Raw genomic sequence first — 25,934 nt, forward strand, 5'->3', positions numbered from 1 at the left:
ACCCGCCGTACGGCGGGCATATGGTGACGGCATGGACCCGTTCGACGATCTCCTGCGAGGCGTGCGCGCCGACGGCGCGGTCTTCGGCCGGTCCGTGCTGGCGCCGCCGTGGGCACTGCGCTTCACCGACCGCGCGTCCATGACGCTGCTCGTGCCGCTGCACGGCGAGGGATGGATCGCCCACCCGGAGGACGCCGGGCGGCCCCGCCCGCTGCGGGTGGGCGAGGTGGCGATCGTGCGGGGTCCCGAGCCGTTCGTGTGGGCCGACGGACCGGAGACGGCCGCGCGGCCGGCGGCGCCGCGCGACGTGCGCTGCGGCGACGCGGGGGAGCCGGACGGCCGGGGAGGGCCGGCCGGTCGTACGGAGCCGGATGGTCGCCGTGCGGAGCCGGACGACCGGGGAGGGCCGGACGGCCGCACGGTGCTGATGGCCGGGGCGTACCACGTCCGGGGTGAGGCGCCCCGGCGGTTGCTCCGGGTGCTGCCCCCGGTGGTCGTCGTGGCGGACGACCACGACTGCGCGCCGCTGCGCGACTACTTCGAGCTGCAGCTCGCCGAGGGACGGCACGGCCGCCAGATCGTGCTGGACCGCCTGCTGGACTGGCTGCTGGTGTGCACGCTGCGGGACTGGTTCGACCGGTCCGAATCGGCCTCGCCCGCCTGGTACCGCGCGCTGGGCGACGACGCGGTGGGCCCGGCGCTGCGGGCCATGCACGAAGCCCCGGACCGGCCGTGGACCCTTGCCTCCCTGGCGGCCGTGGCCGGGGTGTCCCGCACCACACTGGCCAAGCGCTTCACCGAGCTGGTGGGCGAGCCGCCCCTGGCGTACCTGACGGAGTGGCGGATGACGCTCGCCGCCGACCTGCTGGTCGAACCCGCCACGACCGTCACCTCGGTGGCGCGCCGGGTCGGCTACGCCGACGCGTTCGGCTTCAGCTCGGCCTTCAAACGGGTCCGGGGCGTGAGCCCGAGCGCCTACCGCGCGGAGGTCTCCGCGGCCGGCGCGCACCACGGGGAGCCGCAGGGACCCGCCGCCTACCTCCAGGAGAGCCGGTAGCCCGCACCGGTGGCCCGCACCGGGATCGCGTTCCGCGCCCGGGTCCGGAGCGGAATCCTCGCCCGGGTCCGGATCCGAACTGAAGTCGGGGCCGGGGCCGGGGAGGATCCCGCTTCCCGAGCGAGGTTCAGGCACGTACCGTGCGCACAGGGCCGGGAGAGAGCGGTCGTGTCGGTCTGCCGGCCGGAGGGCGGGGTCACGGTGCCGGAGCGGATGAGGAGCCACTGGTGGTGGCGGCCGGGCTGGCGGCCCGGGCGGCGGATGTACGCCGTGCACACCCTCTTCGACGGGCAGGACGCGCTGCACGACCTCGTCCGCGCCTACCAGGCGCCCCTCCGGGACCTGGCCGGGCTCGACCCCGTCCCGGTCGAGTGGCTCCACCTGACCATGCAGGGGGTCGGCTTCGCCGACGAGGCGGACGACGTGGACGCGGTCGCGCAGGCCGTACGGCGCCGCCTCGCCGGGGTCGGGCCGGTGAGCCTGACCTTCGACCGGCCGACGGTGGACCCGGAGTCCATATCGTTCCAGCCGGTGCCGGCCGAGGGCGTCGACCGGGCCCGCCGCGCCGTACGGCAGGGCATCACCGACGTACGGGGCGAGGTGGACGAGACCGACGACTGGTGGGTGCACATGAGCATCGCCTACAGCGACTCCAGCGGGCCGGCCGCGCCGTACGAGGAGGCGCTCGCCGCCGTGACCGCCGAGCCGGTCACCGTCACCGTCAGCCGGATCCACCTCATCGCCGTCCGGCGCGACGGCCACCTCTACCGCTGGGACGTCCACACTTCGTTCGATCTGGCCGGGTGAGCCCGATGCGGCGGGGGGCCGGGGCGCCGGTCATTCGACGTGGGCGGCGACGGTCCGCGCGCACTCCATCGACTCGGCACGCGAGGTGTCCACCTCCAGGTCGTAGACCACACCCTCGTGGACCACCTCCGCCTGGGACGCGGCCATTCCGGCGATCCGATCGCCTCGTGCGGCCTCGCGGCCCGCGGCGATCGCGCCGTCGCACCTCACACCGACCCACAGCACGTCCAGTTCGGCGAGAGCCTTCTGCCACCGTCGCTGGGACGCCGCGCCGCCGAGGAACACGTCATCCACGATGATCCGGGCGCCCGCGCGGGCCATCGCGGCGATCCCCTCCGCCCACGCCGCATCCAGGATCTGGAATTCCGGCCCGACGGTCACGTGACCGTCACGGGCGAAGTCGATCCCCGTGTCCGACGCCTGCATGGAGGCGGGCATCGCGTCGACCAGGGTGTCGACGGAGAAGGCGAGCCATGGATCCGGAAGGATCGCCTGCAGGCACCGGGCGATCCCGGACTTGCCCGAGCTGGAACCGCCGTTCAGCACGATCACTTGGGTCATCACCGCGCCATGGTAGGAGGCCTCGCGGCAGCGTTCGAAGTGGATTTCGGTGAACCCGTAACGCCTGCCGCGACCCGGTGGGCCTTTCCGGCCAAGAGCAGCATGTCGTCTCCGCAGGGTCGGCGGCCTGGGACCGGACGGCGGTGCCGGTCTCCTCGTCGCGGTGGACTCCCCGCGCCCGGGTGCGGCGCGGGGAGCGAAGCTCACGTCAGGGCGTCAGCCGTAGTTCTGCACCCACATGCTGACCGTGTGGGACTTGGGGCTGAGCTTGACGGTGGCGCGGTAGGTGCCGGACGGCACGTTGCGGAGGCGGTGGTACATCTTCCCTCCGACGCAGTAACCGGTGCTGGATCTCCCCACCGAGAACCAGACGCCGGCGTACTTGCGCTGGAAGTACGCCGTGGCGCGGGTGCCGTCGCCGCCGTTCCAGCACTGGACGACGATCTGCAGGACCTTCTTCTTGTTCCGCAGGGCGGGGCTCTGCAGCTTCTTGGTGTTCCTGTTGCCGAACCAGAGGGTGGTCCAGCGGCCCTGGACCGACGTCCGGGCCGTCTCACCGGCCGAGGCGAGGGACGCCGGGGCCGGCCCGGAGGTGAGCGTGGCGGCGGAGCCGGGTGCGCCGGTGAGCGCGGCCACCGGTGCCGTGACCGTGCGCGCGTCCGCCGGTGACGCGGTGAGAACGGTGCCGATCGCGAGCGTGGAGACGCACAGAGCGAGGCGTGCGCGCGTCCGGCGGATCTTATCTGCCGACATTTCTTCCCTCCTCGCCGAGGCCGATGACCTCGGATGATCGCCTATACGGGCCGGAGGTTCCCGGCTGTTCTCGTGCCCTGGTTCCGGGGCTTTCCGAACAGCGGCTCCGGCATGGAAGAAACGTACGGGAAACGCAATTCGCCCCACATCGAACGATCATCTTATTTCTTGTAAACAGCGATATTACTCATCTGTAAACGACGATGGCAGAGAGGTGGGGGGCGTCAGCTTTCCGCTGTATTGACAGGCGGATGAGGCCCGTGCCCGGACCGGCCGAGGGCTTCCGGCCACGTCGTCTCCGGGAGGTCGGCGACCTGGAACCAGACGGCGGTGCCGGTCTCCTCGTCGTGGTGGACTCCCCACCTCGCGGCCAGCAGGTCGACCAGGGCCAGGCCGCGCCCGCTCTCGCTGTCGGGCGCCGCGGCCCGGAGGAAGGGCACGCTGGCGGGCGAGCCGTCGTCGATCACCTCGACGTGGGCCAGGCCGCCGGCGGTGCCCAGATAGACGGTCACCGACCCGTCCGGGCCGCGTCCGGAGTCGGAGTGGAGCAGCGCGTTGGTGAAGACCTCGCTGAACAGCAGCAGCGCGGTGTCGAGGGTGTCGGCGGCGACCTCTCCGGCCAGCAGCCCCCGCACCCACGCGCGGGCTCGAGGCGCCGAGGCGGGGACGCCGGGGAAGTCACGGTGCCGGAGCCGTTCGAGTACGGCATGGCGGGCCTCACCGGGTCCCTTTGCCTCGCCGGATCCGTTCGCCTCACCGGGTCTGTGCGCTCCGCCGGTCCTACCGCGCACGCGCCGGGGTGCGTCCTTCGGGGCGTGCTGCGGTCGTGGGGCGCTCACGCGATCACCGTCGAGACGATGACGTCGGCCGCGTTGTCCGCCCCGGCCCAGACGCACTCGCCCCGCCGCCAAGGCCGCGCCCACCAGGGCCGCCAGGTGAACACCCAGTCGCGGCCCCGCCGTACGGCCATCACCCGGACCCGCGCCCGGCCCGCCGGCATCAGCTCCAGCACCGGCCGGCCGGTGGCGGGCAGAACGAGCGAGGTGCTGACTCCGAGACCGCGCAGCTCCCACCCCAGCCGCAGCAGATGGACGAACTGCACCTGTGGATCGTGTGGATTCATCGTCAGCCCTTCGTGACGGCGGCGGTTCCCCTGGCCTGCGACCCGCCGCATACGGAGAGTCGCAGGCCGTACGCTTAGAGCATGGACGAGCAATCGTGTACTCGCAATTGCGTTGACGCGAAAACTCTAGACTGATTGCGTTTGCGCAGGCTGGAGGGCTTTGCCAAGCTGGGAGGCCCAACAGGAGGGTGACGATGCCCATCAGTCCTACGGCCCGGCGCCGCCGACTCGGGATCGAGCTACGGCGCCTGCGTGAGGCCGCCGGCCTCAACGGGACCGAGGTGGCCGCAGCTCTGGGCTGGTCGGGAACCAAGGTCTCCCGCATCGAGACCGGGCGGGTGAGCGTCCACCATGGTGACGTCGGTGATCTGCTCGACCACTACAAGGTCACCGATGACGCGCTCCGGCGGGAATTGATCGCCTTGGCCCGTGAATCCCGACAGAAGGGCTGGTGGCATCGCCATCGGGACACGATGAAGGCCGGGTTCGATTCATACATCGGCCTAGAGGCCGACGCCGCGGTGATCCGGACCTACGAGGCTCAGGTGATCCCGGGACTTCTGCAGACCGAGGCGTACGCCCGAGCGGTGATCGAGGCGACGGCGACGAGGCCCAGTGCGGGTCACGTGGAGAAGAAGATCGACATCCGGCTCGCGCGCCAGCGGCTGCTGACCGCCGACGATCCGGTCCGGCTGCACGCCGTACTCGACGAGGCCGTGCTGGTGCGCGAGGCGGGCGGCCCGGAGACGATGAGAGAGCAGCTTGTTTCCCTGCTCCAGCGGAGCGAACTGCCGAACGTGACGATCCAGGTGCTCCCCTTCCGTGGAGGAGCGCATCCGGCGATGGACGGCCCGTTCATCATCCTGGAGTTCCCCGACCCGGTGGACCCGGACCTGGTCTACCTCGAACAAGCCACCAGCGGTCTGATCCTGGAAGACGGCGATGAACTCGCGAAATACACTCAGATGTTTGAGAAGCTGACCAACCGGGCGCTGACCGCCGAGGAGTCGGTTACCCTCATCTCCTCCATGATCAGCTCATAGTCTCGGGCCACCGAGAAGGGAGTCGTGGGATGACCTCGAACGCGGACTGGTCCCGCGCCCGGTGGCGCAAGAGCAGCTACAGCACCGACGGCGGCAACTGCGTCGAAGTGGCCGACAATCTCCCCGGCATCGTCGCCGTTCGAGACAGCAAGGACCCCCACGGCCCGGTGCTGACCTTCACACCGGACCAGTGGGGGGCCTTCGTCGGGAGCATCAAGAACGGTGCGTTCGACTCCCTCGCCTGACGCCTGGCCGGAACGGTCTCCTGCGTCCTCATGGGGAGGCAGGTGCCTCGGAGGGAACCTCGTTCAGGCCGCTGCGGCTCGGGCGTAGTGGAAGACGTCTGGCGGCAACGGGTGATCCAGTCGCCAGACGAAGCGGACGGGCTGCTCGCCCTCGTGACTGACGTATCGCATCGGCCCGGCGTAGAGGTACGGCGGAGCGCCCAGCCCTTCATCGCGCTTCGAATGCCGAATCAGCAGATGCACGGTGGAATCGCCAGACATGTAGCGCCGAGCGGTGGGAGCAGCTGAGCGCAGCGTACTCTGCGACTCCCATTGGAACAGCTCTTCGGTGATCGCCCGATCGTGGTAGAGGGTGGTCGGCGAGTAATGGTCCTCGGACTTGTCGATCGTCACGAAGAACAGATCGGCTCGGTGCTCTTCGACGTACTTCACCCCCTCACGCATGTGCGCGGGTTTGTCGACACCGAAAGCGGCCAGCACCTCGTTCTTGCTGTAACGGGCGTGCACGTTCAGCGGTACCGCCGGGTCCAGGTGAGGATTCACCCGCCGGATCCGGGAACGGAGCACCCCAGCGAGTTCGCGCAGCTCGGTCGCTCGGCTCCGGGGAAGGCGAGCGAACCGTGCCTCCATGCCGGAGAACGACTCGGTCCCTCCCCACAGGGCGGCGTCGAGCATGGCGAACAGTCGCCGCTCGCGGGGTGACTCGGGGGTGCGGCCTTCCAGTAGGTCGCACATGAAGGTCAGACGCTCGACGTCGTCCAGATGCAGCATGCGCCCGATGGCCCGGCCGAGTTGTCTGTCGAGTGCGGAGTCGGGCACCTCTCCGTCGAGGCCCGCGTCGCGCCGCAGCGCTGCCCAACCCGCCCTGCTGCGCAGGTAAAGATCCTCCAGCTCCAGTCCGGTCTCTGTCAGGAACTCCAGCAACGTGACGTCTCCGAGATCATGCAGCTCGCGGGTCAGGTCCTTCCAGTTGAGCTTGAGCGCCTGCCGTACGTTGTCCAGGACCAAGCGGCGCACGTCACGATCCAAATCGATGACGCACCCGGCCGGGAGCGTAGGGAATTCCTGTTCGACCTCGCGGGCGATACCGGTACGACTAGCACCGGTCAGCGCCCGATACCGCCGATCGAAGCGGAATTGTCTGTGCTGGTGGCCCACGAAGTCCAGGACCGTCAGGCACGGTTTGTCGTCCGCCAGGCGTAGGCCGCGGCCGAGCTGCTGCAAGAAGACCGTTGCGCTGTCGGTGGGGCGGAGGAACAACACGGTGTCGATCTCGGGTACGTCCACGCCCTCGTTGAACAGGTCAACGGTGAAGATTGCGTTGATTCGCCGCTCGCGCAGGTCGCGTAGTGCCTGGGAACGTTCCTCAGGTGAACTCTGCGAGGTGACGGCGACCGCGGGGATACCTGCTCGGGCGAAACGTTCGGCCATGAAGCGGGCGTGCTCGATCCCCACGCAGAAACCCATCGCGCGCATCCCGCCTACATCACCGATCTTGCGGTGCAGGGTCTCCAGCACGACGGCGACCCGGCGATCATTGCCGGTATAGACGTTCGATAGTTGGGTGGTGTCGTAGCCCTGACCTCGCCGCCAGCCGATCTCGCGCAGGTCGACTCCGTCGTGGACGCCGAAGTACTGGAACGGGGCGAGCAAGCCGCGCTCCAGCGCCTCCCACAGGCGGAGCTCGGCCGCGATCCGGCCGTCGAACCAGTGTTTGACGTCCTGTCCGTCGGTCCTCTCGGGAGTGGCCGTCAGGCCGAGCAGCACGCGAGGCCGCACTGCTGAGAGCAATTTCCGGTACGTGTTCGCCTCGGCATGGTGGAACTCATCAACGATCACCATGTCGAACGCCTCAGGGTGAGGAAGCGGGTTGGCGTGCAACGACTGGATCGAGGCGAACACGTGTCGCCAATGCACCGGCCGTGAGCCACCGACGAACAGTTCACCGAACGTCTCGTCCCGCAGCACCTGTCGGAAGGTGAGGAGGCTCTGACGGAGGATCTCTTCCCGGTGCGCGACGAACAGCAGAGAATCCACCTGCCGTGCCTCACGGAGCCGTCGGTAATCAAGGCCGGCGACCACGGTCTTTCCGGTACCGGTGGCCATGACCACCAGGTTTCGGTGTCTCCCGTGAACCTCACGCTCGGCTGCGAGCTCGTCCAAGATCTCCCGCTGATATGGGTAGGGACGGATGTCGACGCGCGCGAAGTCAATGAAAGTCGGCCGCCCGCCACCGCGCTCAGCCGACAAGGCGCGATCCAACCGCTCCGCGTCGCGGACCGGGTCATAAGGCTCGAAGGACGGGTCACCCCAGTAGTCGTCGAAAGTGGCCGTGAAGGTGTCAACCAGGTGGGGCTGCTCGGCCTGCGCGAGTCGCACATTCCACTCCAGGCCGTGGCTGAGCGCGGTCTTGGACAGGTTGGAGGATCCGACGTAGGCCGTGGACAGATTGTTGGCACGGTGGAACAGCCAGGCTTTGGCGTGCAGGCGGGTCATGCGGGTGTCGTAGGAGACCTTGATCTGCGCGCCCATTTCGGCGAGCCGGTCAAGGGCCAAGCGGTCGGTGGCTCCGATGTAGGTGGTGGTGACCACGCGGAGCTCTCCACCGCGTGCCAGAAACTCCTCGATCGCCTCCGCCAGCACACGTACGCCGTTCCACTTCACGAAAGCGCAGAGCAGATCGACGCGGTCGGCGGAGGCCAGTTCGCGCTTGATCTCATGGCCGATCTCCGGCTGCCCTCGGCCGTTGACCAGGAGTGCGCTGCCGGTCAATGGAACTATCGGGCGGGACGGGAAACGGACCGTTCCACCCGCGTCTTTACCACAGGCGACACCCAGGAGTTCCTCAGCGGCCTCGACCAGATCCTCCGGCGCAGCGGTGTCGGGCACGAGTTCACCGATCAACTCGGCGATCCGGTTGGTGATCTCGACTTGGCGTGCCAGCTTGGCGACATCGTTTTCGCCTCGCACGGACCTCAACGCACGTCGAGTCAGAGCGGCCAGATGCCTTGCCAGAGTTTCGTGGGCGTCGGCCGGATCCAGAGCCCGTTTGTCGATCAAGCCGCTGTCAGGTAAAGCGCGCAGAGACATCCCGAGCTCACGGGTGATCAGATGCTCGTATATGCCTGGTTGGAGGTCACTCACAGCCGGCACTATAGGGAGAACTGGTGACAATTTCCGGATCTGTGAGTTTCAAATCGGCTGCAAATGGGCGCGCAGCGCAATGGTGTCCGGCGATTCTGCCCGGTCCATCGATTGACGTGTGCTCTTGATGGCCGCATCCGGGATGGTGATCACGGGTGTGATCCGGAACGCATGGCTCCGGTGGCTCCCGGCGGAGGGGTCAGCCGTCGCCGGTGGTGAACTGTTCGGCCAGCTCGCGGTGGCGCTGGGCGGCCTGGGCCGCCTGGTGGGGGTCGAGGGGCGTGCCGGGCATGGCGGACAGGCGTTCGACCTGGTCGGCGTAGTCCAGGTGCCGCCGGTGCGCGTGCTCGCGGCAGGCCAGGCAGGTGACGCTCTCCGGGCGGGGGGACGTCATCGCGTACGGCACCCGCAGGCCGCAGCCGGTGGCGACCGCGCTCGGCAGCTCACCGACCAGGCCGAAGGCCGAGGCCATCATGTTCCGGAGGGCGGCGTCGGCGTGGATCACGTCCACCTCGACGTGGATGTGCGGATCGTTTCCGTCCATCGGTCCTCCCGCCTCGACCGTCCAGCCTCGACTAGCCCGGCCCGGCCCGGCCGCCGGGTGCCGTGGCCTCCAGTCTGCCACCGGCCACCGCGACGGCCCGGGTTCTGCCACCGGCCGGCCCGTACACCGGCCGGCCCGTACACCGGCCGGAGTGGACACCGGCCGGTGTGGGAGCGGGGCCCGGTCACGTCCCGGTGACGAGGATGTTCTCGTAGAGGCCGAGCTGCGCCAGGTCGACCCCGACCGTCTTGACCTCCGCGGACACCCCGTCGAACACCGCGTGCAGGCGCTTGGACTCGCCGGGGGCGAGGTCGTCGATGGGGCCCCAGCGGGAGCAGACGCATCTGTTCTCCTCCCACAGAGGAAAGGCGGGAGGAGCCGCGCCCGGCAGGATCAGGCTGATCTTCTCGGCGCTCAGGCCGTCGTCCATGAGGTCGCCGAAGGAGACGCGCTGGTCCCCGGAGCCGTCGTTCCGCACGGTCCACTGCAGCCGGATCCGGTCGCCCTCCCGGACGAGCGAGTCGATCCGCACATGGATCGGGATCTCCTCCCCCGAGGAGTGCCGGAAGCGGATGTCGGCTCCCGCCTCCGACGTGCCGGGCCGTACGGCCTTCCCCGGGGGAGGACCGGCCTCCTCCCGCGTCGGGCCGGCGGCGGCCGAGGAGGGGGAGGCGTCCCCTCCATCCCCGCCGTCCCCGGCGGGCGCGGCCGTGGTCATGGTCGCGGTCACGGTGGCGGTGACCGTGGACCCGGCCGGGAGGGCGTCACGGGCGGACGGGTCCGCGGCCTCCCAGGGGCGGAGCAGCGCCAGGGAGCCGCCCGCGGTGACCAGCGCGGCGAGGGCGGCGGCGAGCAGCGGCGTGCGCAGACGGCGCCACCGTGCGACGCCGCTCGCCCCGAGGCCCGGCAGGGACGCCCCGAGGCCCGGCAGGGACGGGGTCCAGGCGTCGCTCACGGTGCGGGCGCCCTCCACCGCCGTGGCCCGGGTACGGCCGAGCAGCCGGTCGAGCAGTTCCTGGGCGGTGGGGCGCCGGGCGGGGTCCTTGTCCAGCGCCTGTTCCACCAGCGGCCGGAGCCGTTCGTCGACCCCGTCGAGCCGGGGCACGTGGTTGACCACCCGGTAGAGCACCTGGGGCATGTCCCCGGTGCCGAACGGCGGCTGTCCCGTGCCGGCGTAGACCACCACGCCGGCCCAGGCGAATATGTCGCTCGCCGCGGTGACGGCTCCGCCGTTCACCTGCTCGGGCGACATGTAGGCGGGGGTGCCGACCAGCGCCGCGGACTGGGTGGCGTCCGGTTCGGCCAGCCGGGCGATCCCGAAGTCGATCACCCGTGGGCCGGTCGACCCGAGCAGGATGTTCGACGGCTTCAGGTCGCGGTGGACGACGCCGGCCTCGTGGATCGCGGCCAGCGCGGTGGCGACCCCGACGGCGAGGGCCTCCAGGGCCGCGCCGGTCAGGGGGCCGCGCGTCTCGACGACCGAGGACAGGTCGGGTCCTTCGACGTAGTCGGTGACGATGTAGGCCTGGTCGCCGTCGATGCCCGCGTCGAGCACGGGCGCGGTGCAGAACCTCGCCACCCGGCGCGCCGCGTCCACCTCGCGCTGGAACCTGCGCCGGAACTCCTCGCGCCTGGCCAGCTCGGGGCGCATCACCTTCAGCGCGACCGGTCTGTTCTGCTCGTCGTGGGCCAGGTGGACGATGCCCATCCCGCCCTCGCCCAACTGGCGGACCAGGGTGTACGGGCCTATCCGCCGTGTGTGGAGATCGAGTTCGTCGGTCACGTCGCGATTCGTCCTGATCTGGTCGGGGTCTGTGGTCGAGCGGATCCGGAGCGGATCCCGTGCGGGGGCGGGGAGGGCGGCGCGTCAGGTGGTGGTGGAGATGACCACCCGGCGGTTCTTGGCGCGGCCCGCCGGGTCGTCCGAGCCGTCGGCCTTCGTGTTCGGCGTGACGGGCTTCGTCTCGCCGTACCCCCGCGCCTCGAGCCGGGCTCTCGGGACGCCGCCCTCGGTCGCCAGCCAGTCGGCCACCGCCCGCGCCCGCCGTTCGGACAGGGTCTGGTTGTGCGCGTCGTCGCCCCGGGCGTCGGTGTGCCCGTCGACCTGGACGGCCGCGCCGGAGGCGGCCTTCTCGGTGATCTGCCGGGCGACGCGCCTGAGCTCGGCGGCGGCCTCCGGCTTGATGGCGGCGCTGTCGAAGTCGAAGAGCACGTCGGCCTTGACGGCGAAGGCGATCGAGCCGCCGCCTTCGAGGACCTCGCTCTCGCCGATCTCGTACGCCTTCAGCTCCGCCGCCGGGATCTCCACGGCCCGCACCTCGACCGCGCGCACCTCGACGGCGGGCACTTCGACGGCGGGAATGCATTCCCGCTGCTCGTTGCAGGCACCGGGACGGCGGATGTAGTCACGGCGGATGTAATCCCGTCGGATGTAATCCCGTCGGATGTAGTCACGGCGGACGTACGGCACCCGCCCGCCGCCCTCCGGTACGACCTGGCACACCTCGGGGGTGGAGACGCCCTGCGCGTGCACGGCCTCGGCCCGCACCCCCTCCGCGCGCACCGGGTCGAGCTTGATCCCACCGGCGTCCACGCCGGGGATCTCGACCGGCGGGATCTCCACGGCGGGGATCGAGACCGGCGGGATCGACGCCGCCCCGAGGCAGCCGCCGGGCGCCGGGGCGATCTCGGTGCACTGGGCGGGGATGCGCGTGGCGGGGATGTCCACCCCGGGGATGGTGACGGAGGGGATGGTCTCGCCCCCGATCCTCGCCTCCGGGATGACCACCGGATCGGCGTGTACGGCGGGCACCTCGACGGCCGGGATGAGCGTCCCGTTCGGGCAGCTCGTCGGCTCGGGGCCGGTCGTCGCGGGTACGGCGGAGCCGCCCGATGCCGCCGCGGAGCTCCCCGAGGTCGCGGCGGCGCCCTGCGGCGCCGTGGCGGCCGGAGCGGCGGTCCGGGAGGGCGGAGCCGGTGAACGGTGTGACTCTCCGTCGCCGCCGGTCGCGGTGGCGGCGCACGAGGCGAGCACGAGCGCGATGAGCGGGGTGAGAAGCGCGGTCCTCACGCCGGATCCTCTGGAAGCCGTGGTCATCGCCCCCTGGCGTCGCGGCACGCGGCATTCGGCTGGAATCCGCACCCGGTCCGGTCGCGGCGGCCACCGTCGAGCCCACGTGAATGCGGTGCCTTTCCTCAGATGTCAATCATGATTTTTAGCATTTCGGATTACTCTCCGCGTACAGCGTGTGATTGATTTTCGTCATCCCGCGGCGGTACGCGGCCTGCGACTTCCGCGGCAGGTCGGCGGCTCCCCGGCAGGCCGACGGAGCGGACCGGCCGCCGGCTCCGCTCGTGGCCCGCCGTACGGTCCTGAGGATTCTTCGATCACCTGTCATCCGAACGCGCCCGGTGGCCGGTAGTCATCACCGGAGACGACGGGACGGAGATGATCGATGGACGACGGGTTCGCCGAGTACGTGGCGCACCGGCATTCGCGGCTGTGCCGGATGGCGTACCTCCTCGCCCGGGACTGGGGCACGGCCGAGGACCTGGTGCAGACGGCGCTGGCGAAGGCGTGGATCGCCTGGCGGCGGATCGAGGGCAACCCCGATCCCTACGTCTACCGGATCATCGTGAACACCCACGCCTCGTGGTGGCGCAGGCGCTGGCGCGGGGAGGTCCCGGCCGAGACGCTCCCCGAGACCGCCGACCCGCGTGACGCGGCCGCCGAGGTGGACGACCAGGCCGCACTGTGGAGCGCGATCGGCGCGCTCTCCCCGCGCCAGCGCGCGGTGATCGTCCTGCACTACTTCGAGGGACGGACGCTCACCCAGGTCGCCGACGTCATCGGCTGCTCGCCGGGAGCGGTGAAGAGCCAGCTGGGCCGGGCCCTCACCCGTCTCCGCGTCGACCCGGACGTCCAGACAATGATCTTGGAGAGGACCCAGCGATGAGGCACACCGAGAGCGACCTGCGTGAACTCCTGGACCGGTACGGCCGGGCACCCTCCGGGTGCGAGCCGTCCGCCGGTCTCGACGCGATCGTACGGCGGGGCCGCGGCATACGCCGTACCCGGCGGGCGGTGACGGCGGGGGCCGCGCTGGCCCTCGCCGTCGCCGCGACCGGACTGGCGAGCGGCCCGCTTGCCGATCTGCTCCGCCCCCGCGAGGCGGTGCTCGCCCAGCCCTCGCCGGCCGCGGTCCCGGCCGGGCCGGGGGCGGACCTGCCCGGCACGATGCCCGTGGTGCTGGGGGCCGACAGGTTCGACCTCTCCCTCATCCACTCCCGGCGGTTCGAGACGGTGGGCGTAGGCGAGACGGTGACCTTCACTCCGACCAGCCACTTCACCGGGAACAAGGTGGTCTGCGACGATCCCCGGGCCTGGGTCGTCACGGACCTTCCGCTCAGGGGCGGAGAGTCGGGCGGTACGGCCGGACGGTGCGGTGACCTGGCGGGCGGACATCATGACCGGCTGTCGGCGCCCTCCGGCTGGCTGGAGGGGCCGCAGTCCATGAAGGTCTGGGTCTTCCCGGCGGACGCCCCGGTGCGGGAGGTGGCGGAGGCCGTCACGGGCTGCCGGCCGGTCGTGAAGCCGGGAGGGTGCGACGAGGCCGCTCAGGTCCGGGCGCTGAGGGATCCCGAGGTGCGCAGGCGGCTGTCGCTCAGGACTGGTGAGCGCCCGGGCGGGTGGACCGTCGGGATCTACGACCGGCCCGCCGCGGCCGAGCCCGCGCCGGGGGACGGGTCTCCGGCGGGCACGGGGCTCCCGGCGGAGGGGCCGTCCGCTCCCGCCGACCGGCGGGGGGACTGAGACGGCGCGGGTGCGGTCCGCCGGACAGCCTTGTCTTTCCCCTATGGAAAGTCAAGTGTTGACGAGATGGAAAGTGAGTGGTTGAGTTTCCTGCATGGAAACACACGCGACTTCCGAGACCCCCGCCCGTCCGACCCGTGAGGAGGCCGCCGCGGCCCTCCGCGAGGTGGAGCGGGTCCGGACGGCCATCGACGCCGTCCCGATGCCGATGTGGTACCCCTCCGTCGTGGCCGCCCTGAGCGCCCTGTCCCCGCTGAGCGTCCTGCTCCCGCAGCCCGCCGGGGCCCTGGTCTCCCTGGCGGCGATCGCCGGCCTGCTGGTGGCCGTGCGGGTGTTCTTCGACCGCTTCGGGATCGTCAGCCGGGGCGACCGGCGCCAGGTGGCGGTGATGGCGGTGGCGGCGGTGCTCCTCGTCGGCCTCATGGCGGTCGCCGCCGCGCTGGATGTGCGCGCGGGCCTGCAGCGGGGCTGGATCGTCTCCGCCGCGGTGAACGCCGTCGCCATGTTCGCCCTCACGGTCTACTGCCGCAGGCCCGCCCGGAAGTCGGCATGACCGCCGTGTCCGACTCCACCTCCATGGGCGGCTTCGACGCGACGATCCACACACCGAACCGGCTGCGGATCTGCGCCCTGCTGGACGCGGTCGCCGAGGCCGAGTTCGGCGTGGTCCAGGAGCAGCTCGGCGTCAGCGCCTCCGTGCTCAGCAAGCACGTGGGCGTGCTGATCGAGGCCGGCTACGTCGAGCAGCGCAAGGCCGTGCGCGACACCCGCCAGCGCGTCTGGCTCCGGCTCACCGGGGACGGCCGCGCCGCCTACCGGGGGCACGTCGCGGCGCTGCGCGCGATCGTCGGCGAAGGGGCCGGGGACGCGTAGGCCGGTCCGGGCGCACGGTCCGCCGGGAGTATGGTCCGCCGGGAGCACGGAGGCGCCCTCCGCGGCCGCGCCTCCGCTCCGGCCGGACCCCCACCGCCCGCGGCCCGGGAGCTCCGGGTCCGGCCCCGGCCGCCGGCTCCGCGCTGACCCGCCGTACGGCCCCAGGACGACCTCAGGACGGCGTCAGGCCTTCGGCTGGGTGAAGCGGATGGAGTTGCCGAAAGGGTCGCGCAGGCCGCAGTCGATCCCGTACGGCTGCTCGGTGGGCTCCTGGGTGAACTCGACGCCCTTGCTCAGCAGCGTCTCGTACGTCTTGCGGCAGTCGTCCGTCCTGAAGATCAGGTGGCCGCCCATCGCGCCCTTGGTCACCAGCTCCCGGACCTGCTGGGCCGTCTCCTCGGACATCGTCGGGCCGCCCGGCTTCTCCAGCAGGATCTGGCGCTCCGGGTCGCCGGGGACGTTGACGGTCAGCCAGCGCATGAAGCCCAGGTCGACGTCGGAGTTGACCTCCAGGCCGAGCTTGCCGACGTAGAAGTCGAGGGCCTCGTCCTGGTCGAGGACGTAGATCTGCGAGTGCGTGATCGCGGTGAACATGTGAACCACGCTACCGAGCGGCCCCGGGCGAAAACTTCTCCGAAACCACTCCGCCCGCGGACGGCGCGGCGGGGCCGGGCGGGCACGGCGATGCCGGGCGGGGCGCCAGGCTCAGGTGTTCGGCCGCATCCACGCCATCGTGAAGCACGTCGGCACGCCCGTGGCCACCGCCTGCTTGCGGTACTCCCGGGGCGACCGGCCGACGATCTGGCGGAACGTCCGGCTGAAGGTCCCCAGGCTGCCGAAGCCGACCTGGAAGCAGATGTCCGTCACGCTGAGATCGGTCTCCCGGAGCAGGAACATCGCGCGCTCGACTCGGCGGCGCTGCAGGTAGCGGTGGGGCGTCTCGCCGAACGTGGCCCGGAAGACGCGGTTGAAGTGCGACTCCGAGACGTGGGCGATCCGGGCCAGGGCCGGGACGTCCAGCGGCTGCGCGTAGGCGCGGTCCATCGCGTCCCGCGCCCGGAGCATGCGGCGGTTCGTCTCCTCCACGGCGCGGTTCACGACGCCATCACACCACGGTCCCCCGCCGGCTGTCCCCTCCGGGAGGCGGGGCGGGCCGGTCCGTGCGGTGAGAGCGGTGCCGCGGCGTCATCCTGCCGGAAGGGGCCCCGGTTCCAGGCTCCGGTGTTCGGCGCAGTCCACCCGGAGCGCGGCGTCGCCGAAGGGCGTGTCGAGCAGGCGGCAGTGGTGCGGGCGCCGTGGGTCGTCGTGGGCATCTCGGACGAAGAACCGGCAGGTCACGCAGGTGCGGGCGATCGCGAGCACGCCGGTGTCATGGAGTCCGCCGACGAGGTCGAGCAGGAACCGCAGGGCGGCGGCCTTGTCGGCCTCACCGACGGTGGCCAGCCGGTCGGTGATCGGGCCGGACCAGCGCTCCAGGTCGGCCGCCAACCGTTCCCCGGCGTCGGTGAGGGCGAAGACGCGGCTGCGCCGGTCGGCCGGGTCCGGCTCGCGCCGGATCAGCTCCTTGCGGCGCAGCGCGGCCAGCGCGTCGCTCACGGTGGCGAGCGAGACGTCGAACTCGGCGGCCAGGTCGCTGACCCGCGGCGGACGCGTCCGGCCGGCCAGATGGAGCAGCAGCCGGGTCTGGATGGGGCTCAGCCCGTGGGCGTACGCCTGCCGCCACTGCAGGGTGCGCACCACGTGCCCGACCCGCTCCAGCGCCATCGCCAGGCGGCGGTCCAGGTCCGTGCTCCCGGCGGCCGACTGCTCCGCCTGGTCGGCCGGCAGTGCTCCCTCCGTCTCCATCCGCTCTCCAATCCTCAGTCGTCCTAAGCATATGGGTTGACAACGCCGGCCGTCCTCTCTAATTTCCTTGGCAGTCCTAAGGTTAGGACTCCTAAGAAGAAGGGATGCGGCATCACCATGCCTCGACACACCGGACCGGTCCTCCCGGTCGGCCATGCCCCCCGCACGCGGTCCGGAAGGATCGCCGGGCGCGCCGTCGCCCGCCGGATCGCCACCGCCGCACTGCTGACCCTGGCGGCCGCGGGCGCCGTCGCGTCCCCGGCCGCGGCCCACCCGGACAAGGAGCACCACCGGCACACCGGAGAGAGCAGGACCGGCATCCGCTCACCGCGCGGTGACGTCCGCCCCGCCGCCTTCGACCTGGTGCACACGAGCGTCCGGCGGGTCGGCAGGCAGCTCGTCTTCACCGAGGTGGTCCGCGGCCGTGCCGGCTCGGTACGGCCCGAGCCGGCCGGGAAGTTCGCGGGCAGTGAGGTGCTCAGCTATGTCTGGCCCACCTCACTCGACCCGTCCACGGTCGGCTTCACCGGCGAGAGCGGGATCCTCGCGCTCGCCGCGACGTCCCACCCGGACTTCGACGACACCCCCCGCTACGACGAGGACCGCAACGGCCGCACCGACGACGACGGCGCACGGTGGCACAGCCACTGGGTGGTCCTCGTCCCCGACACCACCCGTGCGGACGGAGCCCTCAAGGTCCGTGACATCGCGGAGGGGGAGCGTCCCGACCTGCCGGAGACGTGGCCCGGGGTCCCCCTCTACCTGGACAGCCCGCCGTACCCGACCCGGCTGAAGGCGGACACCGTCCAGGTCCGCGTCCCCTTGGCGGACCTCGGCTTCCCGAAGGGGTTCTCCTACGACGGCGTCACCGCGGCTCTGCGCGTGAACGCCGATCTGCACGACCCGCTGCTCCGGGTGACCGGAGTGCTCGACGTCGCCTCCGGCCGCCTGTCCCTGCCCGGCAGGGTCTGACGCTCCCCCGCGGTCGCGGTCGCGGTCGCGGTCCCGGTGCCGGGTGCCGGGACCGCGGGTCAGGCTGCGGGTCAGGCTGGAGTGCGGCGGTGGCACCAGGTGAGCAGGGAGACGGGCTCGCCGGCGCGGTCCCGGACGACGGGCTCGTCGCCGGTGAGGTGGAAGCCCGCGGCCCGCGCCACCGCCGCGCTGGCCTCGTTGCCCGGGGCGATGCGCAGCAGCACGCGGCCCATGCCCAGCGTGCCGTACGCGTAGCCGGTCATCAGCCGGACGGCCCTGGTCGCCAGACCCCGCCGCCGGTACGGCGCGCCGATCGCGTAGCCGAGCTCGGCGTCGGAGTCGTGCGGGCCGGCGCGGAAGAGCAGGACCTCACCCTGGGCCGCGCCGCCCTCGCCGGTGATCGCCAGGTGGATGCGGGTGCCGGCGGCCCGGCCCTCACGCGCCCTGGTCAGGTAGGCCCGCGCGTCCCCGACGGTGAAGGGGGAGCGGATCGGGGTCCAGCGGTCGATCTGCGGGTCGTCGAAGAGCCCGGCCATAGCGGGCAGGTCCGCGTCGGTCCACTCGCGCAGGCGGATGCCCTGGCCGGACAGGCTTATGGAAGGGGCGAACACGGTGCTGGGGTTCCCCGATGTCATCACCCGCCTGATTCTGCTACCGCGGACGCGACATGTCATGACAACGGAGCGAAGGGCGGAGCGCGATGTCCGATCACCGCCAGCGGGGCGCGTCCCGGTCGGCCAGAGTCTGTTCCCGGCCCACACCGGGAACGGACACGGAGGACACGGCGGTGCACACGACCCTCGACCTGAAGGTGCTCTACTTCGGAACGCCCGTGGTGCTGATCGGCTCCCGCAACGCGGACGGCACCGCCAACCTCGCGCCCATGTCGTCCGCCTGGTGGCTGGGGAGCGCCTGCATGCTGGGCATGGGGAACAGCGCGCGGACCACGGCGAACCTGCTTCGCGAGCGCGAGTGCGTGCTCAACCTGCCGTCCTCCGCGATGGTCGGCGCCGTCGACCGGCTCGCGCTGCTCACCGGTGAACCGGTGGTGCCGCCGCACAAGGCACGGCAGGGCTACCGGTACGAGCGCGACAAGTTCGGGGCCGCCGGGCTGACCGAGCGGCCCGGCGAGCTGGTCGGGGCGCCGCGCGTGGCCGAGTGCCCGATCCAGCTGGAGTGCCGGATCACCGGGGCGCATCCGTTCGGCGGCGCCGAGCCGTACGCCACCGCATTCGAGGCGGAGGTCGTGCGCGTCCACGTCGAGGAGGACCTGGTCATCCCGGGGACGCGCCACATCGACCCGCTGGCGTGGGATCCGCTCATCATGAAGTTCTGCGAGTTCTTCGGCGGGGCGGGCAACGTCCACCCCTCGCGGCTCGCCGAGGGCTGGGACATGCCGCACGGGGACCTGTCCCGCGGGGACGCGCCGCGAGGGCTCTCCCGTACGGCGTGACGACCGCGGCGTGACGGTCGTGGTGCGGCGGTCGTGGTGCGGCGGTCGTGGTGCGGCGGTCGTGGTGCGGCGGGTCCCGGGCGCGGCGGAGGGTGACCGGGAATTGACGGCGCGCTCCGCCGATCTCACGATGGCGTTCGGGGGCCGTGAACGCCGTGTTCCCGGCCCCGGCGGCAACCTGTCCGCCACCGGGCGGTGAGCCCGGCGGTCCGGAGCGCACGGCTCCGGCCGGTGGGACCCGGACGGGTGCCGACCGACGCGACGGGAGGAAACATGACGACCGACCTGCGGGAGCCGGCCGAGCCGGGGAGACACGCGGACGCGGACGGCGCGGCCGCCGCCGCGATCGAGCTGCTGACCGCGCGCGGCGCCCACGAGATCCCCCACCCGGGCGGCACCCTGCTCCTCCACCTGGAGCGGGTCCACGCGCTGCTCGGCGAGTGGGGGGCGCGCCCGGCGCTCCGGCTGGCCGGGCTCTGCCACGCCTTCTACGGCACCGACGGGTTCGCCACCGCGCTGGGCGAGGCGACCCGCCGGGAGGAGCTGGCCGAGGTGATCGGCGAGGAGGCGGAGTGGCTGGTCCACTTCTACGCGGGCTGCGACCGCGACTTCTCCCATCCCCGGCTGGCCGGGCAGAAGCCGGTGTTCCGCGACCGGTTCACCGGCGCCCGGTTCCAGCCGCCGGAGCAGGCGCGCAGGGACTTCGCCGAGCTCACCGCCGCCAACGAGCTGGACGTCGTCCGGGCCGACCCCACGTTGCGCGCCCGGTACGGCGGGCGGCTGCTGGAGCTGTTCACCTCCTGGGAGAGCCTGCTCAGCGAGCCCGCCCGGCGGGCCGTCCAGGCGAGCCTCCCCTGACCCGGCGGCCACCCGACCCCGGAGAACGCCCGGACGTGAACGCCGGCGAGCCCTTCCCCGAGGTCCTCGAGTCCGGGCCCGGCTGGTACCTCCCCGCTCTCCTCGTCCAGACCGTCCTCGGCGCCGCGGCCTACCTCGCGGCCGCGGCGCTGGTGGTCAGGGACGCCCGGGACGCGCCGGGGCGAGCACGTCGCGCAGGGCCTGCACGGCGGCGCGGACCGCGGGGACCTGACCGGCCTCGCGATGGTGGACCAGGTGGAGGGTCCGGGGGAGCAGCCCGAGCGCCGGGCGGACGACGACCCCGGGGTCGGTGAAGGCGTCCAGCGCGAGCCGGGGGAGCAGCCCGATCCCCAGCCCCCGGGCGATCAGCGCCTGGGTGACCACGTAGTCGTCGGTGCCGTGCCGCACGTCGGGGGTGAACCCGGCCTCCTCGCAGGCCCGGCGGAGGTTCGCGGTGCAGCGCGCGCAGCCCGCGATCCACTTCTCCTCCGCCAGCAGCCGCAGGTCCACCGGGGTGTCCGGGCCGCCGCCACCGCCCTCCGCGCCGGGGGCGGCGCGCGGGTGGGAGCGGGGCAGCACCAGCAGGACCGGGTCCTCGCCGAGCGGGATCCGCACCAGGGCCGGGTCGCCGGAGGGTTCCTGCCCGGGGTGCGCGAACGTCACGGCCAGGTCCGCCTCCCCGGCGGCGAGCAGGTCGAGCGCCTGCGGGGGCTCGGCCTCGCGGAGCCGTACGTCCACGCCGGGATGGCGGCGGCCCAGCAGGCTCATGGCGGCCGGCACGACCGTGGCGCTCGCCGAGGGGAAGGCCGCCAGCCGTACGGTGCCCGCCCGCAGCTGCGCCAGGGCGTCGAGGTCGTCGGCGGCGGCGTGCAACCGGACGGCGACGGCGTCGGCGTGGCGGAGCAGCAGCTCGCCCGCCTCGGTCAGCTTCACCCCGCGCGGGCGGCGCAGCACCAGTGCCATCCCTGCCCGCCGTTCGAGCGCGCGCAGGTGCTGGCTGACGGCGGGCTGGGTCCAGCCGAGGGCGCGGGCCGCGCCCGAGATCGACCCGGCGCGGGCGATCTGGCGGAAGACGAGCAGGCGGTGGGCGTCCATTCCGGAAGGCATGCCATAAGTGTTCCTTGGGTCTTCGCCAAGAAGAACACGTCTACCTATGGGACGCCCGGCCGGGTCAGGATGCGGGCATGACACGAACCATCGGCCTGATCGGCGGAATGAGCTGGGAGTCGTCGGCGGAGTACTACCGCCTCCTCAACGAGGAGGTCCGCCGCCGGCTGGGCGGGCACCACTGCGCGCGGATCCTGATGCTGAGCGTGGACTTCGCGGAGATCGAGGCCATGCAGCGCGCGGGCGACTGGGCGGCGGCCGGGAAGCTGCTCGCCGGTGCGGCCCGGACCCTGGAGGCCGGCGGGGCGGACCTGGTCCTGCTCTGCACCAACACCATGCACCACGTCGCCGAGGAGATCGAGGCCGCGCTCACCGTGCCGTTCCCGCACCTCGTCGACGTCACGGCGGAGCGGATCGCCGCCGCCGGGCTCACGACCGCAGGCCTGCTCGGCAGCCGCTTCACCATGGAGATGGACTTCTACCGCGACCGGATGCGCCGGCACGGGATCGAGGTCCTGGTGCCGGACGGGCCCGGCCGCGAGGTGGTGGACCGGGTCATCTACCAGGAGCTCACCCGGGGCCGGGTCGAGGACGCCTCCCGCGCGGCCTACCGGGAGGTCATCGCGGACCTGGCCGCCCGCGGAGCGCAGGGGGTGATCCTGGGCTGCACCGAGATCACGCTGCTCGTCGGCCCGCAGGACAGCCCGGTCCCGGTCTTCGACTCCACCCGCATCCACGCCGAGCACGCGGTGGACCTGGCCCTGGCCCTGGGCGGGGCGGGCGCGCCGGGCCGCTGACGGGGGGCGTAGGCACGCCGGGCCGGCCGGACGGCCCCGGCGGGGCCGGGACGTCCGTGGCGGCCGGGCTCACAGCGGGTCGGCTCGTCGGTGGGTCGGCTCGTCGGTGGGCCGGTTCGTCAGTGGGTCGGGTCGATGACGCAGAAGCGGTTGCCGTCGGGGTCGGCGAGGACGACGAAGTCCGGGTCCTCCGGGTAGAGGTCCCAGTCGACCCGCTCGGCGCCGAGGGCGAGCAGCCGCTCGACCTCGGCGGCCTGGTCGGCGGTGTCACGGGCGTAGAGGTCGAGGTGCACGCGCGGGTGCTCCTGCACGGGGACCGCGCTGCGGTCGAGGGCCAGCGCGATGCCGGAGCCGGCGGCCGGGACCAGCTCCGCCCACTCGTCGCCCACCTCGCCGCGGGGCACGTAGCCCAGCGCCCGCGTCCAGAACTCCACCGCCCGCCGTACGTCCTCGACACCCATGACGACCGTCTTGATCTCCAGCATGCGCCGATCATGCCCGATGATCCGGGAGATATCCCGCCGGTGCGCGGGCACCCGCCCGGCGGATCCTCCACCGGAGCCGCAGCGGACACCGGCCGTACGGCCCGCGCCGGGAGGGCCGCGGGACCGTACGGCGCGGGCGGCGGGGCGTTACCGGGCGTGCCAGGCGGCGAGGATCTCGGCCTCCCGCTCGGCGGAGACGGTGGTCTCGACCGTGTGGTCCGCCTCGGCGGCGCGGATCTCGCGGACCGACTGCCGGAACGGGCGCGGGTCCAGTCCGGCGGCGCGGGCGGCGGCCGGGTCGGCGGCGTTGATCGAGGTGTCGCCGCCCCCGCCCCAGAGCGGGAGGGACCGGCCGTCCTGGCCCCCGGCGTGCAGGAAGTCGGCGTCCACCCAGGTGAGCGTGGTCCCGGCCGGGGCGACCTCGGCCGCGATCTGCTCCAGCATGTCGCCGAAGGTGAAGGGCGGGGGCGGGCTGACCGCGTGGAAGGTGCCGCCCCCGCCCTTTTCGACCATGGCGATGACCCAGGAGGCCATGTCGCGCCCGTCGATCACCTGGATCGGGGCCGAGGGGTCGCCGGGGGCCAGCACCTCGCCGCCGCGCGCGATCCGGTTGACCCAGTAGGTGAAGCGGCCGGTGTAGTCGTGGGGGCCGATCACATAGGTCGGGCGGACGACGAGCGTGCCGGGGCCGAACCGCTCGGCGGCGGTCCGCTCGCACAGGACCTTCAGCGGGCCGTACGTCTCACCCGTCACGGTCTCGGGGACCGGGCCGCCGGTGGCGGCGAGCGGCGCGTCCTCGGTGAAGCCGGGCTTCTGACCGGCGGCGTAGACGGCGGTGGTGGAGACGAAGACGTACCGGCCGCCGCGCTCCGGGCCCGCCACGGCGTCGGCGAGGGCGCCGACCTGGGAGGGGAGGTAGGCGCTGACGTCGACCGTCGCGTCCCACCGGCGGTCGCCGAGGACCTCGAGGCCGGTGTCGCGGTCGGCGATCAGGTGCTCCGCCTCCGGGAAGAGGCCGGGACCGGTCAGGCCCCGGTGGAGGAGGGAGACCTCGTGCCCGGCGGCGAGGGCGGCCTCGGTGATGTGCCGTCCGACGAACCGGGTGCCGCCGATGATCAGAATTCGCATAAACGGCATCATTCCCTATATGGGATAAATTGCGCAGCATGGTCGGCGGATGGAAGGTGCTCCTGCTCGGGGGCGCGTCGGGGACGGGCAAGAGCCAGGTCAGCTACCCGCTGGCCCGGCGGTACGGGGTCGCGCTCGTCGAACTCGACGACATCGTCGAGGCGCTCCAGGCGGTGACCACGCCGGAGCAGCAGCCGCTGCTGCACTACTGGCGCACCCACCCCGAGGCCGCGCACCTGCCGCCCGACGAGATCGTCCGGCTGCAGATCGCCACCTGCGAGGCGCTCGCCCCCGCGGTGGAGGCGGTGGTGGCCAACCATCTGGAGACCGGCACCTCCGTGGTCATCGAGGGGGACTACCTCCTGCCCTCCCTCGCCGCCGAGCTGGTCCGGCGCTCCGTCGGGGCCGGGCAGGGCACGGGGCGGAACGCGGGCCGGGGCGCGGACGGTACGGCGGGCGGGCGCGGGGAGGTCGCGGCGGTCTTCCTCCACGAGCCGGACCGGGCCCGGCTCGTGGAGAACTACCGCCGCCGCGAGCCCGGGGCGGGGGAGCAGACCGGCCGGGCCGAGGTGAGCGCCCGCTACGGGGACTGGCTCGCCGCGCGGGCCGCCGAGGCCGGCGTCCCCGTGGTCCCCGCGCGCCCCTGGGACGACACCCTCCAGCGGGTCGTCGAGGCCCTCGGCCGGTAGCCGCCTCCGGACTCCCCGGGCGCAGCCGTCTCCGGCGGACGGTCCGGGAAGCCCGGACCGCCGTTTGCGCCCTCCCTACCACCGCCGTCCGAGGAGCGGGTAGGTTGACAGAACTGATGTCTCTTCTCCGGGGTGGTCCGTTGACGCTTCAGCCGAGGGCCGACTCCGGTGGCCCGCCCCACGCGCCCCTGCCCGACCCTCCGCCCGTCCCCGTCCGGCAGGGTCCCCCGCCGGGCCTGGCGGTCACCCTGATCGGGCCCCCCGCCCGGGCCGAGGTCGTCGGAGAGGTCGACCGCACGACGAGGGAGGCGTGGCGCGCGGCGCTGGCCGCGCTGGCCTCGGCGGAGGCCGACGTTCACCTCCACCTCACGGGGCTCAGCTTCATCGATGTACGGGGAGCATGGTTGATGACCGATATGGCGGGCACTCTTCCCCCCGGAAAACGGATATTCCTGCATCGCCCGCCCCGCATACTGAGAACCGTACTGACCCTGATCGGATCCGACCCCCTTCCGGTCGTGGTGGAGAGTCCATGAACGTCACGCCGCCCGCCCCCGCCGGTCCCTTCGATCATCCGGCGCTCTTCTACCGGGACGCGGCCGAGTACGTCGCGGGGACCGTGCCGTTCGTCCGGGAGGGCCTGGCCTCGGGCGAGCCGGTCGCGGTGGCCGTGCCCGGCGGGAACCTCGGCCTCATCCGCGACGCGCTCGGCGACGCGGCCGGAGAGGTGCGGATGATCGACATGAGCGAGGTCGGGCGCAACCCCGGGCGGATCATCCCGGCCGTGCTGCGGGCCTTCGCCGACCTGCACCCCGACCGCCGCGTCCGCATCATCGGCGAGCCGATCTGGCCGGGCCGCTCGGCGACGGAGTACGTGGCGTGCGTCCAGCACGAGGCGCTGATCAACCTCGCCTTCGCCGGCCGGGACGTCGCGATCCTGTGCCCGTACGACACCCGCGGCCTGCCCGCCGACGCCGTCGCGGACGCGCGGATGACCCACCCGGTCGTGATCGACGGCGCCGGGCGGCACGACAGCGCCGACTACGCGCCGGAGCACATCCTGAGCGAGTGCAACCGGCCGCTGCCCGTCCCGGCGGACGCCGCCGCGCTGAGCTACGGCGAGGGGTTCTGCGACGACCCGCTGGGCCGGGTCCGCGCCTTCGCCGTCGCGCACGCCGCCCGCATCGGGCTGTCCGGCGACCGGCTGGAGGACCTGCGGCTGATCGCCAGCGAGTTGGCCGCCAACAGCCTCGACTACGGCGGCGGCTCGGGGACCGTGCGTCTGTGGCGGGAGGAGGACCGGGCGGTGCTCGACGTCAGCGACGCGGGCCACATCGCCGACCCGCTCGCCGGGCGGCGGCCGACCCCGATCCACCAGCTCGGCTCGCGCGGCCTGCTGGTCACGCAGCTCCTGGGCGACCTGGTCCGCATCCACACCGGGCAGGGCGGCACCACGGTCCGGGTCTACTTCGACCTGGACGGCGCCGACCCCCTGTCGGCCATCCGGAGCGTGGGCGACGCGGCCGCGCTCTGACGCCGCAGCGGCGGACGCGGCCGGACGCTCCCGCCGCGGAGGGCGGTGATCAGGCGCTTGCGCCGTGGTGCGCGTCTGCCGTGGTGCGCGTCTGCCGCGGTGT

General features: G+C 72.5%; 30 protein-coding genes. 15 read left to right on the plus strand and 15 right to left on the minus strand.

Going from position 1 to position 25,934, the window contains the following annotated elements; genetic code table 11:
• Positions 1-31 precede the first annotated feature (31 nt).
• Both ACFOWE_RS21485 and ACFOWE_RS21490 read left to right on the plus strand, forming a co-directional pair.
• On the plus strand, positions 32-1,057 hold the full coding sequence (locus tag ACFOWE_RS21485) for an AraC family transcriptional regulator (protein ID WP_377290551.1): 1,026 nt from the start codon (positions 32-34) through the stop codon (positions 1,055-1,057).
• Positions 1,058-1,270: 213 nt separating this feature from the next.
• A complete protein-coding gene (locus tag ACFOWE_RS21490; protein ID WP_377290553.1) occupies positions 1,271-1,864 on the plus strand; it encodes a 2'-5' RNA ligase family protein in 594 nt (197 codons plus the stop codon).
• Between the two features lie 30 nt (positions 1,865-1,894).
• On the opposite strand, the gene cpt is transcribed toward ACFOWE_RS21490, so the two are convergent.
• The 4 genes from cpt to ACFOWE_RS21510 all read right to left on the minus strand — a co-directional run bounded on the left by cpt (position 1,895) and on the right by ACFOWE_RS21510 (position 4,280).
• Positions 1,895-2,425 (minus strand): chloramphenicol phosphotransferase CPT, encoded by a 531-nt coding sequence (gene cpt, locus ACFOWE_RS21495; RefSeq protein ID WP_377290766.1) that lies wholly within the window; start codon positions 2,423-2,425, stop codon positions 1,895-1,897.
• 216 nt (positions 2,426-2,641) lie between these two features.
• Entirely contained in the window at positions 2,642-3,178 is a 537-nt protein-coding gene (locus tag ACFOWE_RS21500) for a hypothetical protein (RefSeq protein WP_377290555.1), read from the minus strand.
• Positions 3,179-3,402: 224 nt separating this feature from the next.
• Positions 3,403-4,101, minus strand: coding sequence for an ATP-binding protein (locus ACFOWE_RS21505; protein WP_377290557.1), 699 nt, complete (start codon positions 4,099-4,101; stop codon positions 3,403-3,405).
• Positions 4,014-4,280 (minus strand): hypothetical protein, encoded by a 267-nt coding sequence (locus ACFOWE_RS21510; protein ID WP_377290559.1) that lies wholly within the window; start codon positions 4,278-4,280, stop codon positions 4,014-4,016. Before ACFOWE_RS21510 ends, ACFOWE_RS21505 begins: the two co-directional genes overlap by 88 nt.
• A gap of 215 nt (positions 4,281-4,495) precedes the next feature.
• Between ACFOWE_RS21510 and ACFOWE_RS21515 the strand changes: the two genes are divergently transcribed.
• The gene (locus ACFOWE_RS21515) at positions 4,496-5,344 is read left to right on the plus strand and encodes a helix-turn-helix domain-containing protein (RefSeq protein WP_377290561.1); all 849 of its coding nucleotides are present in this window, start codon (positions 4,496-4,498) and stop codon (positions 5,342-5,344) included.
• Between the two features lie 29 nt (positions 5,345-5,373).
• Positions 5,374-5,589, plus strand: a complete 216-nt coding sequence (locus tag ACFOWE_RS21520) for a DUF397 domain-containing protein (RefSeq protein WP_377290563.1) — start codon at positions 5,374-5,376, stop codon at positions 5,587-5,589.
• Positions 5,590-5,652: 63 nt separating this feature from the next.
• Here the strand turns inward: ACFOWE_RS21520 and ACFOWE_RS21525 are convergent, their stop codons facing one another.
• The 4 genes from ACFOWE_RS21525 to ACFOWE_RS21540 form a co-directional block, all read right to left on the minus strand.
• Entirely contained in the window at positions 5,653-8,733 is a 3,081-nt protein-coding gene (locus ACFOWE_RS21525; protein ID WP_377290565.1) for a DUF3427 domain-containing protein, read from the minus strand.
• A 199-nt stretch (positions 8,734-8,932) separates the two neighbouring features.
• Positions 8,933-9,277, minus strand: a complete 345-nt coding sequence (locus tag ACFOWE_RS21530) for a hypothetical protein (protein WP_377290567.1) — start codon at positions 9,275-9,277, stop codon at positions 8,933-8,935.
• 184 nt (positions 9,278-9,461) lie between these two features.
• On the minus strand, positions 9,462-11,060 hold the full coding sequence (locus ACFOWE_RS21535) for a serine/threonine-protein kinase (protein ID WP_377290569.1): 1,599 nt from the start codon (positions 11,058-11,060) through the stop codon (positions 9,462-9,464).
• Positions 11,061-11,144: 84 nt separating this feature from the next.
• Positions 11,145-12,347, minus strand: a complete 1,203-nt coding sequence (locus ACFOWE_RS21540; protein ID WP_377290571.1) for an OmpA family protein — start codon at positions 12,345-12,347, stop codon at positions 11,145-11,147.
• Between the two features lie 385 nt (positions 12,348-12,732).
• On the opposite strand from ACFOWE_RS21540, the gene ACFOWE_RS21545 reads away from it, so the two are divergent.
• From ACFOWE_RS21545 to ACFOWE_RS21560, 4 genes are all read left to right on the plus strand, one after another.
• Positions 12,733-13,233: a SigE family RNA polymerase sigma factor gene (locus tag ACFOWE_RS21545; protein ID WP_377290573.1), complete on the plus strand. Its 501-nt coding sequence runs from the start codon at positions 12,733-12,735 to the stop codon at positions 13,231-13,233.
• Positions 13,230-14,090, plus strand: coding sequence for a hypothetical protein (locus tag ACFOWE_RS21550; protein WP_377290575.1), 861 nt, complete (start codon positions 13,230-13,232; stop codon positions 14,088-14,090). Before ACFOWE_RS21545 ends, ACFOWE_RS21550 begins: the two co-directional genes overlap by 4 nt.
• 94 nt (positions 14,091-14,184) lie before the next feature.
• Entirely contained in the window at positions 14,185-14,643 is a 459-nt protein-coding gene (locus ACFOWE_RS21555) for a hypothetical protein (RefSeq protein ID WP_377290577.1), read from the plus strand.
• Positions 14,640-14,963, plus strand: coding sequence for a transcriptional regulator (locus ACFOWE_RS21560; RefSeq protein ID WP_377290579.1), 324 nt, complete (start codon positions 14,640-14,642; stop codon positions 14,961-14,963). The genes ACFOWE_RS21555 and ACFOWE_RS21560 overlap by 4 nt, the downstream gene beginning before the upstream one ends.
• 183 nt (positions 14,964-15,146) lie before the next feature.
• Here the strand turns inward: ACFOWE_RS21560 and ACFOWE_RS21565 are convergent, their stop codons facing one another.
• The 3 genes from ACFOWE_RS21565 to ACFOWE_RS21575 all read right to left on the minus strand — a co-directional run bounded on the left by ACFOWE_RS21565 (position 15,147) and on the right by ACFOWE_RS21575 (position 16,808).
• The gene (locus tag ACFOWE_RS21565) at positions 15,147-15,557 is read right to left on the minus strand and encodes a VOC family protein (protein WP_377290581.1); all 411 of its coding nucleotides are present in this window, start codon (positions 15,555-15,557) and stop codon (positions 15,147-15,149) included.
• A gap of 111 nt (positions 15,558-15,668) precedes the next feature.
• Positions 15,669-16,061, minus strand: a complete 393-nt coding sequence (locus ACFOWE_RS21570) for a helix-turn-helix domain-containing protein (RefSeq protein WP_377290583.1) — start codon at positions 16,059-16,061, stop codon at positions 15,669-15,671.
• A gap of 87 nt (positions 16,062-16,148) precedes the next feature.
• Positions 16,149-16,808 carry a MarR family winged helix-turn-helix transcriptional regulator gene (locus ACFOWE_RS21575; protein WP_377290585.1) on the minus strand — a complete coding sequence of 220 codons (660 nt, stop codon included), beginning with the start codon at positions 16,806-16,808 and terminating at the stop codon, positions 16,149-16,151.
• 117 nt (positions 16,809-16,925) lie between these two features.
• Here ACFOWE_RS21575 and ACFOWE_RS21580 point away from each other — a divergent pair, with 117 nt between their 5' ends.
• On the plus strand, positions 16,926-17,780 hold the full coding sequence (locus tag ACFOWE_RS21580) for a hypothetical protein (protein WP_377290587.1): 855 nt from the start codon (positions 16,926-16,928) through the stop codon (positions 17,778-17,780).
• Positions 17,781-17,851: 71 nt separating this feature from the next.
• On the opposite strand, the gene ACFOWE_RS21585 is transcribed toward ACFOWE_RS21580, so the two are convergent.
• Complete coding sequence (locus ACFOWE_RS21585) at positions 17,852-18,415, minus strand: GNAT family N-acetyltransferase (RefSeq protein ID WP_377290768.1); 564 nt, start codon at positions 18,413-18,415, stop codon at positions 17,852-17,854.
• Positions 18,416-18,567: 152 nt separating this feature from the next.
• Between ACFOWE_RS21585 and ACFOWE_RS21590 the strand changes: the two genes are divergently transcribed.
• Complete coding sequence (locus tag ACFOWE_RS21590; protein ID WP_377290589.1) at positions 18,568-19,233, plus strand: flavin reductase family protein; 666 nt, start codon at positions 18,568-18,570, stop codon at positions 19,231-19,233.
• Between the two features lie 273 nt (positions 19,234-19,506).
• Positions 19,507-20,091 (plus strand): DUF6817 domain-containing protein, encoded by a 585-nt coding sequence (locus ACFOWE_RS21595; protein ID WP_377290591.1) that lies wholly within the window; start codon positions 19,507-19,509, stop codon positions 20,089-20,091.
• Between the two features lie 156 nt (positions 20,092-20,247).
• Here ACFOWE_RS21595 and ACFOWE_RS21600 read toward each other — a convergent pair whose 3' ends face one another.
• Positions 20,248-21,198 carry a LysR family transcriptional regulator gene (locus ACFOWE_RS21600; RefSeq protein WP_377290593.1) on the minus strand — a complete coding sequence of 317 codons (951 nt, stop codon included), beginning with the start codon at positions 21,196-21,198 and terminating at the stop codon, positions 20,248-20,250.
• Between the two features lie 77 nt (positions 21,199-21,275).
• On the opposite strand from ACFOWE_RS21600, the gene ACFOWE_RS21605 reads away from it, so the two are divergent.
• Complete coding sequence (locus ACFOWE_RS21605; protein ID WP_377290595.1) at positions 21,276-21,995, plus strand: aspartate/glutamate racemase family protein; 720 nt, start codon at positions 21,276-21,278, stop codon at positions 21,993-21,995.
• Between the two features lie 119 nt (positions 21,996-22,114).
• Here ACFOWE_RS21605 and ACFOWE_RS21610 read toward each other — a convergent pair whose 3' ends face one another.
• Both ACFOWE_RS21610 and ACFOWE_RS21615 read right to left on the minus strand, forming a co-directional pair.
• Positions 22,115-22,480, minus strand: a complete 366-nt coding sequence (locus tag ACFOWE_RS21610) for a VOC family protein (RefSeq protein WP_377290597.1) — start codon at positions 22,478-22,480, stop codon at positions 22,115-22,117.
• A 147-nt stretch (positions 22,481-22,627) separates the two neighbouring features.
• Positions 22,628-23,608, minus strand: a complete 981-nt coding sequence (locus tag ACFOWE_RS21615) for an NAD-dependent epimerase/dehydratase family protein (protein WP_377290599.1) — start codon at positions 23,606-23,608, stop codon at positions 22,628-22,630.
• A 38-nt stretch (positions 23,609-23,646) separates the two neighbouring features.
• On the opposite strand from ACFOWE_RS21615, the gene ACFOWE_RS21620 reads away from it, so the two are divergent.
• From ACFOWE_RS21620 to ACFOWE_RS21630, 3 genes are all read left to right on the plus strand, one after another.
• On the plus strand, positions 23,647-24,297 hold the full coding sequence (locus tag ACFOWE_RS21620; protein ID WP_377290601.1) for a hypothetical protein: 651 nt from the start codon (positions 23,647-23,649) through the stop codon (positions 24,295-24,297).
• Positions 24,298-24,413: 116 nt separating this feature from the next.
• Complete coding sequence (locus ACFOWE_RS21625) at positions 24,414-24,833, plus strand: STAS domain-containing protein (RefSeq protein WP_377290770.1); 420 nt, start codon at positions 24,414-24,416, stop codon at positions 24,831-24,833.
• Positions 24,830-25,831, plus strand: coding sequence for an anti-sigma factor RsbA family regulatory protein (locus ACFOWE_RS21630; protein WP_377290603.1), 1,002 nt, complete (start codon positions 24,830-24,832; stop codon positions 25,829-25,831). Before ACFOWE_RS21625 ends, ACFOWE_RS21630 begins: the two co-directional genes overlap by 4 nt.
• The last annotated feature ends 103 nt before the right edge of the window (positions 25,832-25,934 follow it).

The organism is Planomonospora corallina (genome assembly GCF_042650625.1).
GTDB lineage: Bacteria > Actinomycetota > Actinomycetes > Streptosporangiales > Streptosporangiaceae > Planomonospora_B > Planomonospora_B corallina.